Genomic DNA, 14,697 nt, shown 5'->3' on the forward strand with positions numbered 1-14,697 from the left:
AAACGTGAGGACCCGAAAGCGGGGAGGACGGCACCATGATCCCGATCGAACAGCGCGCGTCCGAGCGCGTGGCGACGCGACTGAAGCCGGGAAAGCTCCTGACGGTCAAGGGAGGCTTCCTGGCCGATTGCGCGATCACCGATCGATCGGCCACGGGCGCGCGGGTGCGCATCTTCGGCTCCCCTCGCCTTCCCTCCGACCTCATCCTGTTCGATGAGACCGGAACGGTCGCCTGGCCGACGCATCTGGCCTGGGATCGCGGAACCGAGGCGGGCCTGCAGTTCCTTGCCGGTCCCCTCACGGTGCCGCCGGAGATCGTCCACAGGATCGCCGGTCCGTACTACGCCGTGACGGATTGAACCCGGAGGAGCCGGTCGGCAGGGACGGCCTTTCGTCCAGCGTGATCGTCAGAGGCTGGCGAGCAGCGACGTCGTGGTGTCGCTGCCGGCGAAGAGCCCCATGACCGGAGAACTGGCGCCGCTGTTGTTCTTCAGGTCGTAGAGGGCCGCGAAGCGGGAGATGAACTTGTCGAGCTTGCCCTTGTCCTGGAGATCGGCGACCTTCAGGCGCTTGTCGATTTCCTTGACCTGCTTGTCGATGTCGAGCTGCGTGAAGCTGTCGGGCAGGCTGAGGGCGGTGCGGACGACCTCGAAGAGGGCCTTGTCGGCGAGGATCGACAGCGTCGACCGGATCTCCGGGCTCTTGCGCATGAAGTAGAGAGCGAGGCGCGTTCCCTCGCTCTGGTCGCCGACCTGTTCCTCGAGGGTCTGCAGCAGGAAGAGATTCTGCGTCGACAGGCGCTTTGATTCGGTCTGCACGCCGGAGGTCTCCAGGCGCACCGTTCCCTGCGGCGTCACGTTGAACGCGGCGGCGAACTTCTCGTATCGCGCGTCCTTCAGCGTGTAGACGTAGCTCTTGGGATCGCCGAGATCGCTCGTCAGGACCTTGCGCAGCTTGGCCGTGTCAAGGGCTTCCTTGCCGAGTCCGTAGGCTGTCAGCGCATAGGTCAGCGTCTTGCCCGACTTGAGGAGGTCGTCGAGCGTGTCGACGTCGGCGAGACCCTGCAGATAGGCCTTGGTGTCGGACGTGATCTGCGTCTTCTGGGCGTCCGATGGCGTCTTGAAGGTGGCGGCGTAGAGCTGGCCGGTCGTCGTCTGTGCGGACAGCGACTGGATCAGCCGCTCCGTCCGGATCTTGCCGGTGGAATCGAAGTTGAAGGCCGCCGCGAGGTTCTGGAAGCGCTCGTCGCCAAGCTTGTTCACGTAGCTGTTGGGGTCCGAGGCATCGCTTTCGAGGGCGCGGCGGATCTGTGTCAGGCTCGTCGTCGCGGGATCGATGTCGAAGGCCTTCAGCGCGACGTTCAGCGCATCGCGACCGAAGACGGGATCGAAGGCCATGAGATCGACAAGGCTCTTGGTCTTGGAGAGGATCGTCTTGTAGGTGCTGACCGCGCTCGCATCCCGAGCGTTCGCCGCGGTCTGATAGTTCTTGTAGAAGCCGTCCTCGGTCGTCTTGGCGGCGGCGGCGGTCTGCACGGCCTGCCCCGCCGGGATCGTCCCGTCCGCAGCGAAGTTGAAGGCGGCGTTCAGCGCCATCAGCTTCTCCTTGCGCGCGACGTTCGCCGAGCTGTCGGTCGGCAGTTTGGCCAGAAGTCCCGTCGGATCGGTCGGATCGTCCTTCAGCACCTGGTGGATGTAGGACGTGGTCTCGATCGTGGAGTCGAGACCGAAGGCCGTCGTCACGTATTCGAAGAGGCGCGGGTCGCCCGCAATATCCTCGGCCCCGTCGATGCGACCGATATTGCTGTTGTAATAGGCGGTCTGATGCGCGGCGAAGGCCGGACCGGCGGCGTTCCCGGTCGCCTTGAAATAGGCGTAGATCACGTCGTCGGCGTCGATCGTGGACAAGGCGTTCGTGCCGGCCGGCAGCGTTCCGTCGGCGGAGACGTTGAACTTGGCGGCGAGCGTGGCGAGCGGCGTCAATCCGTCGACCGGGGACGTTCCAGACATCGAGACGAAGACCGAGCGGACGAAGTCCTTCGAGGTCAGAACCGGATCCATGCCGATCGAGCGCAGAGCCACGTCGTAGATCGCGGGATTGTCGAGGATGTCGTCGATCGAACTGACGCTGCCGAGCGCCGTCGCGAAGGCAGCGGTCTTCGATGCCGCCGCCACCGAACCGCGGATCGAGCGCTCGCTATAGGCTTCGATCATCGACTCCATCTGGCCGGTGCTCTGCGCGACCTTGGTCGTCGCGCTGGCCTTGAAGTTGAAGGCGGACGCGAAATCGCGATAGCGGCTGTCGTTCAGCTTGTTGGCGAAGGACGAGGAGTCCTTCAGATCGCTTTCGATCACCTTGCGGATGAAGCCCTTGGAAGACGCCTGGTCGGACAGGCCGTAGGCTTTCAGCGCGTAGGTGTAGAGCCGCTGGTCGGCCAGGAAGTCGTCGACCGACTTCACCTTGCCGATGTTCTCCTCGTAATAGGTCACATCCCGCGCGACGCTCGACGATGCCTCGATGCGTGCCAGCGATTTCGCGATGTCGTTGGAGTAGATCCGGTAACTGGCGAGCGTCGAGAGCATGGGAAAACCTGGCGGCCGGAGCGGGTTGATGTCGGACGGGTTCCGGCAGGCCCCTTGGCCGGCCATGGTCGCGTCAAAGGATTAAAGGGGCGTCAACCTTGTTGTCCGAAATCCCGCCGGGCGACGTGGCCGCCGCTCCTTCTGCGAAGCGGGGACGAGCCGCCCCCGGTCGCGATCGAAGACGGCCCGATGCTCATTTCACCGTCTTCAGGCCTTCGCCACCGGTCTGGTTGCGCGGCAGGAAGTCGAATTGCTCGATCAGGACGTCCTCGATCACGTCCTTCTTGTAGCGCGCGTTCACCGACGTCTTGATCGACGTCGTCAAGGCGGCGAGATCGAACCGCTCGGGGTGCTCGAAATCGAAGTTCGAGGTCGAATAGACCGCGCGATAGGCCTCGTCGAGAATGAACGGATCGGGCGGGACCGACAGGGACGACGCCATCTCGCCGTCGATCGTGTAGACGAAATTGGCGAGAACGTAGCCCTGCACCTTGTCGTCGCCGATGATCGGCACGGTGATCGAATCGGTCTTCTTGTAGTCGAGACCGGCGAAGTAGGACGGGGGTGGCTTGCCCTCCTCGCCTTCGGGCGAGTCCGACCCTTGCATGGAGGCCATCACGTAGCTCGAAGCGAGCGTGACGACGCAGACCCACAGACCGATGGCGATGATCTTGATCATGACTCGCGCTTGACGCCCCGGACGGAGGAACCGTAGGTGCCGTCCGATTCCGCTTCCGACATGGCGCGGGCGATCAGGGACGAAATCTCCTGGGTCGCCTTCATGTGGAGCTGCAGAACGCGACTGTTCTCATCGAGCCGGTACTTCAAGACGTCGAGCTTCTCCTTCAACGCCGGCGTGACCGTGCGCGGATCGACGCCGCGCGAGATGCGCGAGAGTTCGAGCAGGCTCTGGTTCTTGCGGTTGCTCATTTCGCCGAGGTTGACGGGAGCGTTGACGCGCAGCGCGTTCGTCTCGCCGGCGAGCACGGCTTCGAGGCGCTGGATGGCTTGGGTGAGAACCGCTTCCAAATGGGTCTTCCTATTCTGTCGTTCGATCGGGCCCGGGTCACAGACCGTCGAGGCCGCCCTTTGCGATGGCCGACGTCGCCGCCGCCCTCTGGATGTCGAGCGTCTGGCTCGCCGCGCGCGCCTCGGACGCATTGTGCTTGCCGATCATCTCGGCGATGCCGATCCCGCCGGCCGCGGCCATTTCCTCGCCGATGCGCTCGGCGAGCATGGATTTCCAGATGTTGCCGGCCGTGCCGTCGCCGAAGAAGGCGCTGTTCTCGCTCGGCAGCATCTCCTCGACGAAGGACCGGAGCATGAAGCTCTCGAACTGCTTCTCCGGGCTGAGCTCGCCGGTGCGCGAGCCGCGATAGACCTTCGAGGAATCCTCGGTCGGGAGGACGTCGGCCGGCGTCGAGGCGGTGGGCATGCCGGACCTTGCATCGACCGTGGCCGTGAAGAGCTTGGCCGCGGCCTTGGTGCGGAAGGCTTCGGCGGTCGCCTGCGCCTCGGAAAGGGAAGCCTTCGACGCGGCGGAAAGCGCGTCGACGGCGGAGGGTGTCGTCATCGGGTCGTTCCCTGGCGGCGCGGCCGCTGCGGGCGGGGGTCCGGAACCTTCTTCTCCGAGAGGGTTCGGATCCCGGAAGGTTCGTCCAACCTTGGTAGCGGAAGGGTCTTATTCGAAGCTTGCGGAGCGCGTGGTGAGGAAGTCGTCCAGCGCCGACAGAAGGCTTTCCTGCTCGCGCACGCGTGCTGCGGCCTCGGCGGCGTCGCCCGCCGCGCGCTCCAGGCGCTTCTCGATGCCGCGGGCGGCATTGAGGTCGGCCTCCGCATGGTCCTGGGCACTCCGGTTGCGCACGATCAGACCCTCGTTCCGCCGAAGCGCGGATGCCCTGCCTTCGAGGAAGAGACCGTTGAGGAGGGACTGCTCGCCGAGGCTGGCGAGGATCTCCGCGCTCGTTTCGACGAGTTGGACCGCCTCGCGCTTCAGGGCGCCCAGCCGCCACTCTTCCATCTGCCGCTTGCGGCTCTGCACCTCGACGAGGCGCGCGAGGCGCACGACGCGTTCCGTTTCGCCGCTCATCCGCCGAGCACCCATAGCTGATAGTTCTGCATGAAGATGCGCAGGAAATCGCCGACGGAGACGCCGAGGAGCATCATGCCGCCCGCGATCACGAAGGGCAGCGAAATGAAGTAGACCGGGATCTGCGGCGTCATCTTGTTCATGAGGCCGATCGCGAAGTTGACGATGACGGCATAGACGATGAAGGGGCTCGCGATGCGAAGGCAGAGCAGGAACGTCTCGTCGAGATTGTCGGTGATCTGGACGAGGCCGCTGCGCGCGGCGAAGCCCGCCTCCACCGGCATGGTGCGATAGGAGGCGAGGATCGCCTTCAGGACCTCGGCATGAAGATTGAGCGCGAAGATCAGCACCGTCGCCGTCAGCGTGATCAGCGTCACGATCGCCGGCGTCGCCTCGGTCTCGTCGATCGTCGCGCCGATCGCCTGACCCATGCCGATCGAGTTGGCCGCGACATTGCCCGCGAAGTTGAGCGCGATCATGAAGATGCGACCGAGCGTCCCGATCATTGCCCCGTTGAGGAGCTCGGTGAAGATCATCTGCAGACGCATGTCGTCGCCCGAGACGCGCACGATGGGCAGAATGTCCGGCAGGAGGCTCGGCGACAGCGACAGCGAGATCGCCACGGCGACGAAGAGGCGGATGTTGGCCGGCACGACATTGCTGGAGTAGCCGGGCAGCAGCATCAGGCAGGCCCCGATGCGGCAGAAGATCAGAAAGAGCGACAGGACCGTCGCCGTCGCCTCCGCGCTCATCGGCCCGGCGCCCCGATCCGGCGGTCGTCCGGCGCGCTCACGCGACCGCCCGGCGCCGTCACGAGATGGCGCCCAGCGACTTGATGTCGACGCCGCGGGCGATCTCGAGATGCGAAAGCACCGGCAGGTTCACGAAGATGCGCTCGATCATCATGCGCACGTAGGGACGCGCGTCCGGCGAGGCGACGAGCACGAAATTCTCGCCCGCATCGGTCTTCTCGCGGATGACCTTGGTGGCTTCCGTCGCGAATTGTTCGACGAGACGGGGATCGATGTCGAACTCGATGACGTCGCCCTTGGCGTCGCGCTTCAGGGCCTGATGGAAGGCGAGATCCCAGCGGTTGCCGAGGCGCAGGACACCCAGCTGGCCCTTGTGGAGGAGATCGCCGCAGATCTGCTGCGCCATGCGGGCCCGGACGTGCTCCACGATCTTCTCGGAACGGCGGACATGCGGCGCGATCTCGGCGATGGCCTCGAGGATGAGCGTGAGGTTGCGGATCGACACGCGTTCGGCGAGCAGCAGCTTCAGAACGGCCTGGAGGCCGGAGAAGGACATGTGCGTCGGCACGATCTCGTCGATCAGGCGCTTGTATTCGGGTTCCAGTCGATCGAGCAGCGAGCGCGTGTCCTTGTAGGACAGGAGATGCGCGAGATTGTTGCGGATCACTTCGGACAGATGCGTCAGGACGATCGAGAGCGTGTCGACCGGCTCGAAGCCCGCGCGCCGTGCGGCCGCGCCGAACGTATCGGAGATCCAGGCGGCTCTGAGGCCGAAGGCGGGCTCTCGCGTCAGGTCGTGCGGGATGTCGGGAACCGGGGAATCGCCGAGCACGATCAGGAGATCGCCCAGACGAAGCGACTGCGTCGCGACCGTCGTGCCGTGCACCTTGATCTCGTAGGAGCGTGAATCGACGGCCAGATCGTCCGACAGCTTGATCTCGGGCACGACGAAGCCGTAGCGGGACGCGAAGCGGCGGCGCATCTTCTGGACGCGGTTGGCGAGATCGTCGCGGGCGAAGGAGAGATGGGCGGCCATCTGCTTGCCGAGGACGAGTTCCACCTCGACGATGCGTAGGGATTCCTTGACGGACTGGCGCTCGGTCTCGACGGCCTGCTCTTCGACCTGCTTCTTCTCGCTCGCGATCCGCTGCTCTTCGGCCGCCCGCTTCTTCGGAACGGTGTAGGCGATGAAGCCGAGGGCCAGCGACACGACGAAGAAGGGCATGAAGGGCAGGCCCGGCAGGAGCGCCAGAACGCCCATCAGGAGGGCCGCGATCATCATGGCGCGCGGGTAGTAGCCGAGCTGCGTCAGGATGGCCTTTTCCGCCGCGCCGCGCGTTCCGCCCTTCGAGACGAGAAGGCCGGCGGCGAGCGAGACGATGAGGGCGGGTATCTGCGTGACGAGACCGTCGCCGACGGACAGCTTCACGAACACGTCGGCCGCGTGGGCCGCGTCCATGCCGTGGCGCGTGATGCCGATGATGATGCCGCCGAAGATGTTGACGGCCGTGATGATGAGGCCGGCGATGGCGTCGCCGCGCACGAATTTCGAGGCACCGTCCATGGAGCCGAAGAAGGAGCTTTCCTCTTCGAGCTCGGCGCGGCGGGTCTGCGCCTGGCGCTCGTCGATGAGACCGGCGGACAGATCGGCGTCGATCGCCATCTGCTTGCCGGGGATCGCGTCGAGGGTGAAGCGCGCGCCGACCTCGGCGATGCGCGTCGCGCCCTTGGTGATGACGAGGAAGTTGACCGTGATGAGGATCGTGAAGACCACGAGGCCGATGACGAAGTCGCCGCCCATGACGAATTCGGAGAAGCCGCCGATCACGTAGCCGGCCGCGTTGTGCCCCTCGTCGCCATGGCTGAGGATGACGCGCGTCGTCGCGATGTTCAGCGAGAGGCGCAGCATGGTGGCGAGGAGGAGGATCGTCGGGAAGGACGAGAAGTCGAGCGGCTTCTCGATCCACAGCGCGACCATCAGGATCAGCACCGAGAGGGAGATCGAGACCACCAGGCCGAAATCGATCAGGAAGGCGGGGATCGGGACGAAGAGCACCGCCATGATGAAGACGATGCCGAGCGCGAAACCGATGTCGCGGCGGCTCTTCGGCGTGATCACGGGTCCCGCGATCTTCAGCGTGTCGACCGTCATTCCTCGTCCTTTCGAGCATCATGCTCCGGGGCGGCCGTCCGGCGCCATGCGCCGCACGGGGCTCCGCCCCTCCTGCCCTTTCTGGCGGCAGAGCCTTGAGCCGGGCTGGACGAGGGTTCCCGACATGAAGAAGCCGCCGGTTCCTTCGGAAACCGGCGGCTTGCAGGAGCTGTCGAGGAGTGACCGCGGATCAGAAGCCGTGTTCGATCCGGGAAAAGCTTTCCTGGGTGAAGGCGTAGACCTGGGCCCCCGTGAAGGAAGCGGTGAAGGCGATGATGACGAAGATCGCGATGATCTTCGGCACGAAGGTCAAGGTCACCTCCTGGATCTGCGTCAGCGCCTGGAAGAGCGCGATGGCGATGCCGACGAGCATCGCGCCGCCGACCGCAGGCCCGCAGGCGATGACGACCGTCCAGATCGCGGACTGGACGATGTCGATGGCGTCCGCTTCGTTCATCTCACTCGACCGTCACGCCGGAGCCGAGGGTAAGCTTCTGGCCGTTGGTCATCGTGGCGACGGGGCCGGCATCGGTGACCTGCACGGACTTGACGATGCCGGTGACGGTGCCGTCACCCGATGTCAGCGTGCGTCCGATGACCGCGTCGGCCTGGTTCAGCGACGACAGCGTCATCATGGATTCCAGCTTCTGGTTGACCTTGATCGACTGCTCCACGTTGGAGAAGGCGGCCAGCTGGCTCAGCTGCTGGGTGGCGTCCGTCGGGTTCAGCGGGTCCTGGTTCTGCATTTGCGCAACCAGGAGCTTCAGGAACGCGTCGTAGTCGAGGCTCGCCTGCTTGGCGTCCGCCTTGGAGGCCGTCACGGCCTCCGCGGTGGTGGAACTCGAGGAAACGCCGGCAATGGTCGTCATGACCTGGCTCCGATGGCAAGAGGCATGGCGATGGATCGCGGCTCGATCGCGGCCGGCTGGACGCCGGAGAGGATCATGTCCTCCAGCGGGATGAGGCCCCGCAGGCATTTCAGGGCCTCGAAGGCGCGATCGCGCTCGACGAGTTCGGCCGCATCCATCAGCCCGTCGCGGACGCGGGCATTGGAGAAGGCGGCCAGCAGCAGCGGATAGGTCTTGTCGAAGGCGTCCCGCGCCGCCCGCGCGTCGGCCGGATCGATCAGCATCATCTGGACGAGGAAATAGAGCTGGCGGATCGGCGTCTTGGCGTCGGCCGCCTGCATCACGTGGCTTTCCAGAAGGAACGTCACGTCGTTCAGGAGCTCCAGCGACGTCTTGCGATCGACGCGCATGACCGCACCGTTGACGAAGATGCGCTCGCCGGCCCTCAAAGACAGTCGAAGCGTCGTCATCTGCCTTACTCCAGGCCGTCGCGGATCATCGTGGTGACGTCGATCATCGGCTGGAAGCTTTCCTTCTGGCCGAGGCGGATGGCGTCGACCTCGCGCATGACCCAGAGGCCGATGGAGATGAGGCCGGCGCGGAGCTGTTCGGGCAGCGCGTTGTCCGGGCTGGCGAGATCCTCGACGAGGATCGACCAGAGATTGCGCGTGACGTAGATGGCCTCGACGGCCTCCTTGGACCGCGGCCCTTCCTTCTCGGCCCGCTGCAGCATGTCGAGCGCATGGTCGAGCGCCTCGCGCTCGCGCTCGCGCGCGGTCGTGCCGCTCTCCTGACTGACCTCTGCGTAGCTGAACTGATACATGCTTGTTCCCCGGTTCGGATGGACGCTCGAACGTCCGATCCGCAATGCGTTGCCTGGCGAAGGGTCAGAGGTCGTTTCTGCGGTCGTGTCAGAGGTAGTTGAGGAGACTGAGATTCTGGATCTTGCCGGTCACGGTGTAGGCGACTTCCAGCTGCGTCTTGAGGTTCATCACCTTGGTGCTGATCTCGGTGACGTCCTCCTCCTCGAGGGCGGAGACCGTGTTGGTCATGATGTCCTGCTGGCGCTTCAGCTCGGTGTTCGCCGTTTCGATCCGGGCGCGCGTGGTGCCGACGGAAGCGCCGAGGGCAGTGATAGCGGTGCTGGCTGACTTGAGGGTGGTGGCCGCCGTGTTGAGAACGACCGCGCGCGCTTCTTCGCCCAGGCCGGCAATGCCGAGATCGGTCAGCATCGAATAGCCGGAGATCATGGCGCGGTAGGCGTCGTTGTTGGCCGATGCGAGCGAGGACACGGTCTCGGTCGAGCTGATGCGGGACTGGCCGGTGTCCGTCGCGGCGTTCGACCAGTTGGCGGTCCAGTTGGCATAGGCTGCGGTGACGGCGGGATCGTTCGGAAGAGGAAGAGGACCCGTCGTCGTCCGGCCGGTGAAGAGCTCCGAATACTTGTAGGTCACACCGGACACCGTGTCGGTGAAACCTCCGTTCAGATACTTCGTCATGTCGGCAGCAGTCACGAGGCTCGCGGCGGTCTGTGTCCCCGTCGGCACGCGCGGGGGAGCGGCGGCGGCGTTCGAGACCTCGACGAATTTTGCGAAGTGAGCGGCGGCGACAGAGGCTGCATTCGTCGTGCCCGGCGTCTTGATCGGCTGAACGTCGGTCTGGATGCCGCCGAAGAGATAGCTGCCGGCGTCCGACGTGTTCAGCGCGGCGGTCATCTGGGCGAGGCCCGACTGGGCCTGCTGCACCATGACGGCGTACTCCTTGCCGACGCTGACGCCGATCAGCCCGTTGGCGACCCCTTCCGCTCCGTCCTTGATCGTCGTCATGGCGGCCTCGATGTTCTGGAGGCGCCGGTCGAGAATGCCGTTGGAGGTCTGCTGCTCCTTGAGGCTTTCGCCGACGGAGCGCGCGGAAATGGCGCTGCCGGTGAGACGGCCGAGCGTGCGCCCGACGTCGCTGAGGCGGCCGCCGTTGTTCATCTGCTGCGCGAGGTCGTTGACCTCGCCCTGCAGGCGCATCAGCGAGGTGCGGGTGGTGGTGTTGAACGAAAGGGTCGAGATGCTGGTCATATCGGTCGAAAGCTCCGTTAGATGCTCGCGAGAAGGGTCTTCAGCATCTCGTCGATGGTGGAGATCAGCTTCGCTGACGCTTGGTAGGAGCGCTGGATCTCGGTGAGATGGGTGAGTTGTTCGTCCATGTTGACGCCGGTCGCGTTGGACAGAGCGGTCTCGGTGTTCTGCAGGAAGGTCGTCTTGTACTCGGTCTCGGCCAGCGCGGTCTGGCGGAAGGCCTGGAGCCAGCTGATCGAGGAGGCGGCGTAGTCGGCGACCGAGCCGGTCGGATCGGCGCCCGTGCCTTCGGCGAAGCTGCGTCGAGCAGCGAGGCCGTCGAAGAGTTGGTTCAGGCGTCCGGCATAGCCGCCGGCATCCGCGGCGTTGTACTTGAAGCCCGAAATGGCGCTGTTGACGCCGTCGCGCAGGAGTTGGGGATTGATCGCCACGCCGGCCGCGATCTGCAGCGAGGCGGCAAGCCCGGCGATCACGGGAGCCTTGACCGCGATGGTCGCGCCCGCGACGAGGCCGCCATCCTTGTCCGGATCGGCCGTCGTCGCCGGAGGCGTCACCCCGACGATGTTGCCGATCGAGACCGGAACAGAGCTTCCGAGGCTCGTCGCCGAGAGCGTCAGCGCTCCCGAGAGATCCTGCACCTTGATCTTGCCGGCACCCAGCGTCGTCGCCGGCGACGAGCCGACGAGCGTCGCGCCCGCGATCATCGTCTGAAGCTGCTCGGCGAACGTGTTCGACGCGGTGACGCCGAAGGTCGCGGCATCAAAGTCGGCGGCGGCGAAGGTCTTCGTCGCGCGATAGGTCTTGCCGTCGTAGCTGATGTCAAAGCTCAACGTGTCGCCGACCGCGAGCGTTCCCCGCGCAACCGTTCCAAGGCTCATCGAGGACGTGGTCTTCAGGGCCTCGAGCGAGGTGGGGCTGCCGGAGGTGAAAAGGCCGGTCAGATAGCCCTGCCCGCTGCCCGTTTCCTTGGTCGCGTCGATCAGGCCGCGCGCGATCTCGTCGAGCTGGGTCTGGTAGGTCGGCATGATCTCGTCGCGCAAAGCGACCAGTCCGGCAACCGAGCCGCCCTTCAGGGGCATGTAGGCGGTGTCGCCCGTAACGGGGATGCCGTCGATGCGGAAGGCTCCGCCCGTCGCGATCGTGGCATTGAGGCCCGGGGAGGCCGTGAATTCGATCGTGCGCGCGGACGTCTCGAACAAAGTGACGCCGGAATCGGTGTAGAGCACGACATCGTCGTTGCCGCGCGTGCGGACCGTCACGGCGACATATTGCGACAACTCCCCGATGGCGAGATCGCGCTGGTCGTTGAGATCGGTGATGTCGGCGCCCGACTGCGACCCGGACACGACGCGCTTGTTCAGATCCTCAATCTTGGCGAGGATGCGCGTCATCTCGGATGCGGCGTTGACGAGTTCCTTGTCGGCATCGCGACGGATCGTCTGCACAGTGTCGGAGGCGGAGTTCAAGGTCGTCGCGAGGTCGGTCGCGGCGTTCGCGGCGTTTCGCGCGAGCTCGAAATTGTTGGGCGAAGCCGCGAGCGTGTTCAAGGCATCGCTGAGCTTGGTCACCATGGCGGAGGGCGAACGGCCGAGCGTGGTGTCGCCCATGGTCTCGTTCAGCCGATCGAGGCCGTTGGCGATCACGTTGCCGCGTCCGACGGCGGCCTTGGCCTCCAGCATGTTGCCGTAGAGGATGGCGTTGGAGGACTGGGTGATCGAGGTGATCTTGACGCCGCCGCCGGCCGAGGTGACGACATTGGCATATTTCTTCGTCGCGCCGACGACGTTCACGTTGGCGATGTTGCGCGACAGGATCGCGGTCTGCGCCTGGGTCGCCGCGAGCGAGGATTTGGCCGTATCGAGAGCGGTCGAAAGCGACATGGGAAGGATCTCGCGGGCAGAAGGGAACTAGGGATCGCAGTGGCTCGGCCGGGCTGCCGCGTGGCGCCCGGCCAAAAGGGGCGGGAAGCGGATCAGCGCTTCAGGTTGACGAGAACGTCGAGGATTTCCGACCCGGTCTGGAAGACCTTGGAATTGGCCGTGTAGGAGCGCTGCGACTCGATCATCGTGGTGAGCTCGCTCGCCATGTCGACCGTGGAATCCTCGAGCGCGCCGGCCGTGAGATTGCCGAAGCCGGCCGAGCCGCCGAAGCCCATGAGGACGGTGCCGGACTCGACGCCCGCCGCGTAGACGTTGCCGGCCTTTGCCGTCATGGCATCGGGCGCGTTGACCATGGCGAGTGGCACCTTGAAGAGGATGCGCGACGTGCCAGAGGCGAAGGCGGCGGTGATCGTGCCGTCCACCCCGACCGAGATGTCCTTGATGACCTCGGCCGGGTTTCCGTTGACGCTGGCCGCGAGCGGCTGGGTGTTGCCGCTGAACTGCGTGGTGTCGGCGAGGCTGAGGTTGAAGTTGCTGGTGCCGCCGATGGCGGCGAGGTTGATGCTGAGGACGCCCGCCGCCGGGACGCTCGATCCCGAAACGGCCTCGACCGACTTCAGCGTGAACTTCGTGGCGTCGAAGGCGAGATTGGCGGTTGCCAGCGGAGGCGTGCCGGCCGGTCCGTAAGGGAACGGCGCGCTCGAGCCCGTCGACGCCTTCCGGCTGTCGAACACGGCGACCTCCCACGTATTCTCCGTGTCGCTGGTCTTGGTATAGTAGATGTCGAGCTTAACGGCCTCGCCGGAATTGTTGTAGACGGTGATCGAGGTGCTGACGGTCGAATTCTTCGACGGGGCCAGGGAGGTGTTGTCGCTCGGCCGCTTGGCCGCGACACCCGTCACCGCTGCGAAATCCCCGAAGTTCGGATTGCCCGGCAAGGTGCCGAGGCTGCTGGGCACCGCCGTCACCGCAGGCGTGACCTCCAGGATGTTGGACATCGAGACGTTGCCGGTGATGCCGGACGTTCCCGATGTCACCACGAGCTTGGGCGGAGTACCGCCATCGGTGGAGGCTAGAGTGGCGCCGAATCCCGTGGTTCCCGCATTGATCGCCGAGACAATGTCGGCGAGCAAGACTTTTCCTGGCGCAGCGGCGGGCGCCGCTACGTTGATCGTCTTGGCGACGCCGTCGATCGTGACGGTCATGCGCAGACCGTGACCCGCGGTCAGACCCGTGTTGTCGAAGCCGTTCAACTGCGTGAAGGTCGCGTTCGTCGGAGCTGCCGTGCCGGTCGTGGTCGAGACCGGCGAGAGGCCAGGGACAGTGACGGACGCGGTTTTCTCCGGTGCCGCCACAATCTCCGGCGTCAGTTCCTTGGTGTTCGCGATCTCGACGCTGCTGCCCAGCGCCGTCTTGGCGGAGTTGGAGGTGAGAACGATCTTGCCATTGACCAGTGACGCCACATCCGACAATCCGCCGGTATCGTTGATGGCCTTCACGACATCGGCTGCCGTGATCTTGGAACTGGTCGAGGCGGGAAGGACCTTGACGTCGATGCCTGCGGCGGCTCCGTCGAGCTTGACGGTGAACTGCATGCCCTTGCCGACCGCCAGAACCGTGTTGTCGAAATCCACGGTGAAAGCCTTCGATCCCTTCGTGCCGGGGACCACGAAGTCCTTGTTCAGCGGAACCGTGAGCAGGCCCTGGGTCGTCGGATTGGCGCTGAGGAGCGAGGTCTTCAGGTTGACGTCGACGAGGCCGGCATAGCCGTTGAGGACGTTGTTGATGCCCGTGGCCGTCGCGGGATAGCCTTGGAGGCGATAGCCGGCTGCGTTGACGAGCGTGCCGTCGGCCTGCTGCGTGAAGGCGCCAGCGCGCGTCAGATAGGTGCCGCCCGCGCCGTCGCCGACTGCGAAGAAGCCGTTGCCGTCCACGGCGAAGTCGAGGCGCTTCGGCGACTTGTCGTTGCCGGTGTAGCTGAGGCCGCCCTGCTGGCTGATCGCCGTGCGGACCTGCGCCTCGACGGCGCCGGAATTGTAGCCGCCGCCGCCGTTCGTCGGCAGGATGAGCGAGGAGAATTCCGTCTGAGACTGCTTGTAGCCGGTCGTGTCTGAATTGGCGATGTTCTCGGAGACCACGCTGAGACGTGTGGCCTGCGCGTTCATGCCGGACACGCTCGTGCGCATAATTCCGCCGATGCTCATCAGTTCGCCCTTCCAGGTCGTTTGCAGGTCGTTTGCAGGTCGTTGGTACCGCATCATTAGGGTTCGGAGCTTGTGCGAAGCTGCCAAGGCGCCGCTCAAGCCCAACCGAAGCCAGTATCGG

At 65.2% G+C, this 14,697-nt stretch carries 15 protein-coding genes; 1 reads left to right on the forward strand and 14 read right to left on the reverse strand.

What is annotated here, in order from left to right; all coding sequences use genetic code 11:
* The first annotated feature begins 35 nt into the window (after positions 1–35).
* Positions 36–359: a hypothetical protein gene (locus ASG43_RS17055; protein WP_056507667.1), complete on the forward strand. Its 324-nt coding sequence runs from the start codon at positions 36–38 to the stop codon at positions 357–359.
* Between the two features lie 48 nt (positions 360–407).
* Here the strand turns inward: ASG43_RS17055 and ASG43_RS17060 are convergent, their stop codons facing one another.
* The 14 genes from ASG43_RS17060 to ASG43_RS17125 form a co-directional block, all read right to left on the reverse strand.
* The gene (locus ASG43_RS17060) at positions 408–2,582 is read right to left on the reverse strand and encodes a DUF1217 domain-containing protein (protein ID WP_056507668.1); all 2,175 of its coding nucleotides are present in this window, start codon (positions 2,580–2,582) and stop codon (positions 408–410) included.
* Between the two features lie 193 nt (positions 2,583–2,775).
* The gene (locus ASG43_RS17065; RefSeq protein WP_056507670.1) at positions 2,776–3,261 is read right to left on the reverse strand and encodes a hypothetical protein; all 486 of its coding nucleotides are present in this window, start codon (positions 3,259–3,261) and stop codon (positions 2,776–2,778) included.
* Positions 3,258–3,611, reverse strand: a complete 354-nt coding sequence (locus ASG43_RS17070) for a hypothetical protein (protein WP_056507671.1) — start codon at positions 3,609–3,611, stop codon at positions 3,258–3,260. The genes ASG43_RS17065 and ASG43_RS17070 overlap by 4 nt, the downstream gene beginning before the upstream one ends.
* A gap of 37 nt (positions 3,612–3,648) precedes the next feature.
* On the reverse strand, positions 3,649–4,155 hold the full coding sequence (locus ASG43_RS17075) for a rod-binding protein (RefSeq protein WP_056507672.1): 507 nt from the start codon (positions 4,153–4,155) through the stop codon (positions 3,649–3,651).
* 108 nt (positions 4,156–4,263) lie between these two features.
* The gene (locus tag ASG43_RS17080) at positions 4,264–4,671 is read right to left on the reverse strand and encodes a hypothetical protein (RefSeq protein WP_056507674.1); all 408 of its coding nucleotides are present in this window, start codon (positions 4,669–4,671) and stop codon (positions 4,264–4,266) included.
* Positions 4,668–5,423, reverse strand: a complete 756-nt coding sequence (locus ASG43_RS17085; RefSeq protein ID WP_056507676.1) for a flagellar biosynthetic protein FliR — start codon at positions 5,421–5,423, stop codon at positions 4,668–4,670. The genes ASG43_RS17080 and ASG43_RS17085 overlap by 4 nt, the downstream gene beginning before the upstream one ends.
* 58 nt (positions 5,424–5,481) lie before the next feature.
* A complete protein-coding gene (gene flhA, locus ASG43_RS17090) occupies positions 5,482–7,575 on the reverse strand; it encodes a flagellar biosynthesis protein FlhA (RefSeq protein ID WP_056507677.1) in 2,094 nt (697 codons plus the stop codon).
* Between the two features lie 190 nt (positions 7,576–7,765).
* The gene (gene fliQ / locus ASG43_RS17095; protein ID WP_056507679.1) at positions 7,766–8,032 is read right to left on the reverse strand and encodes a flagellar biosynthesis protein FliQ; all 267 of its coding nucleotides are present in this window, start codon (positions 8,030–8,032) and stop codon (positions 7,766–7,768) included.
* A gap of 1 nt (position 8,033) precedes the next feature.
* Positions 8,034–8,444, reverse strand: coding sequence for a flagellar hook assembly protein FlgD (flgD, locus tag ASG43_RS17100; protein WP_056507681.1), 411 nt, complete (start codon positions 8,442–8,444; stop codon positions 8,034–8,036).
* Complete coding sequence (gene flbT / locus ASG43_RS17105; RefSeq protein WP_056507682.1) at positions 8,441–8,893, reverse strand: flagellar biosynthesis repressor FlbT; 453 nt, start codon at positions 8,891–8,893, stop codon at positions 8,441–8,443. Before flbT ends, flgD begins: the two co-directional genes overlap by 4 nt.
* A gap of 5 nt (positions 8,894–8,898) precedes the next feature.
* The gene (gene flaF / locus ASG43_RS17110; RefSeq protein ID WP_056507684.1) at positions 8,899–9,246 is read right to left on the reverse strand and encodes a flagellar biosynthesis regulator FlaF; all 348 of its coding nucleotides are present in this window, start codon (positions 9,244–9,246) and stop codon (positions 8,899–8,901) included.
* Positions 9,247–9,334: 88 nt separating this feature from the next.
* On the reverse strand, positions 9,335–10,492 hold the full coding sequence (locus ASG43_RS17115; RefSeq protein WP_056507686.1) for a flagellar hook-associated family protein: 1,158 nt from the start codon (positions 10,490–10,492) through the stop codon (positions 9,335–9,337).
* Positions 10,493–10,509: 17 nt separating this feature from the next.
* Positions 10,510–12,372 carry a flagellar hook-associated protein FlgK gene (gene flgK, locus ASG43_RS17120; RefSeq protein WP_056507688.1) on the reverse strand — a complete coding sequence of 621 codons (1,863 nt, stop codon included), beginning with the start codon at positions 12,370–12,372 and terminating at the stop codon, positions 10,510–10,512.
* A gap of 92 nt (positions 12,373–12,464) precedes the next feature.
* The gene (locus ASG43_RS17125; protein ID WP_162244740.1) at positions 12,465–14,576 is read right to left on the reverse strand and encodes a flagellar hook-basal body complex protein; all 2,112 of its coding nucleotides are present in this window, start codon (positions 14,574–14,576) and stop codon (positions 12,465–12,467) included.
* Positions 14,577–14,697 lie beyond the last annotated feature (121 nt).

The sequence above is a fragment of the Aureimonas sp. Leaf454 genome (assembly GCF_001424685.1).
Classification (GTDB): Bacteria; Pseudomonadota; Alphaproteobacteria; order Rhizobiales; family Rhizobiaceae; genus Plantimonas.

Bases quoted from the DNA above. Each gene is read 5' to 3' on its own strand.
- ASG43_RS17055 (WP_056507667.1), top strand. From the start codon at position 36: ATGATCCCGATCGAACAGCGCGCGTCCGAGCGCGTGGCGACGCGACTG.
- ASG43_RS17060 (WP_056507668.1), bottom strand. From the start codon at position 2,582: ATGCTCTCGACGCTCGCCAGTTACCGGATCTACTCCAACGACATCGCG.
- ASG43_RS17065 (WP_056507670.1), bottom strand. From the start codon at position 3,261: ATGATCAAGATCATCGCCATCGGTCTGTGGGTCTGCGTCGTCACGCTC.
- ASG43_RS17075 (WP_056507672.1), bottom strand. From the start codon at position 4,155: ATGACGACACCCTCCGCCGTCGACGCGCTTTCCGCCGCGTCGAAGGCT.
- ASG43_RS17080 (WP_056507674.1), bottom strand. From the start codon at position 4,671: ATGAGCGGCGAAACGGAACGCGTCGTGCGCCTCGCGCGCCTCGTCGAG.
- ASG43_RS17085 (WP_056507676.1), bottom strand. From the start codon at position 5,423: ATGAGCGCGGAGGCGACGGCGACGGTCCTGTCGCTCTTTCTGATCTTC.
- flhA (WP_056507677.1), bottom strand. From the start codon at position 7,575: ATGACGGTCGACACGCTGAAGATCGCGGGACCCGTGATCACGCCGAAG.
- fliQ (WP_056507679.1), bottom strand. From the start codon at position 8,032: ATGAACGAAGCGGACGCCATCGACATCGTCCAGTCCGCGATCTGGACG.
- flgD (WP_056507681.1), bottom strand. From the start codon at position 8,444: ATGACGACCATTGCCGGCGTTTCCTCGAGTTCCACCACCGCGGAGGCC.
- flbT (WP_056507682.1), bottom strand. From the start codon at position 8,893: ATGACGACGCTTCGACTGTCTTTGAGGGCCGGCGAGCGCATCTTCGTC.
- flaF (WP_056507684.1), bottom strand. From the start codon at position 9,246: ATGTATCAGTTCAGCTACGCAGAGGTCAGTCAGGAGAGCGGCACGACC.
- ASG43_RS17115 (WP_056507686.1), bottom strand. From the start codon at position 10,492: ATGACCAGCATCTCGACCCTTTCGTTCAACACCACCACCCGCACCTCG.
- flgK (WP_056507688.1), bottom strand. From the start codon at position 12,372: ATGTCGCTTTCGACCGCTCTCGATACGGCCAAATCCTCGCTCGCGGCG.
- ASG43_RS17125 (WP_162244740.1), bottom strand. From the start codon at position 14,576: ATGAGCATCGGCGGAATTATGCGCACGAGCGTGTCCGGCATGAACGCG.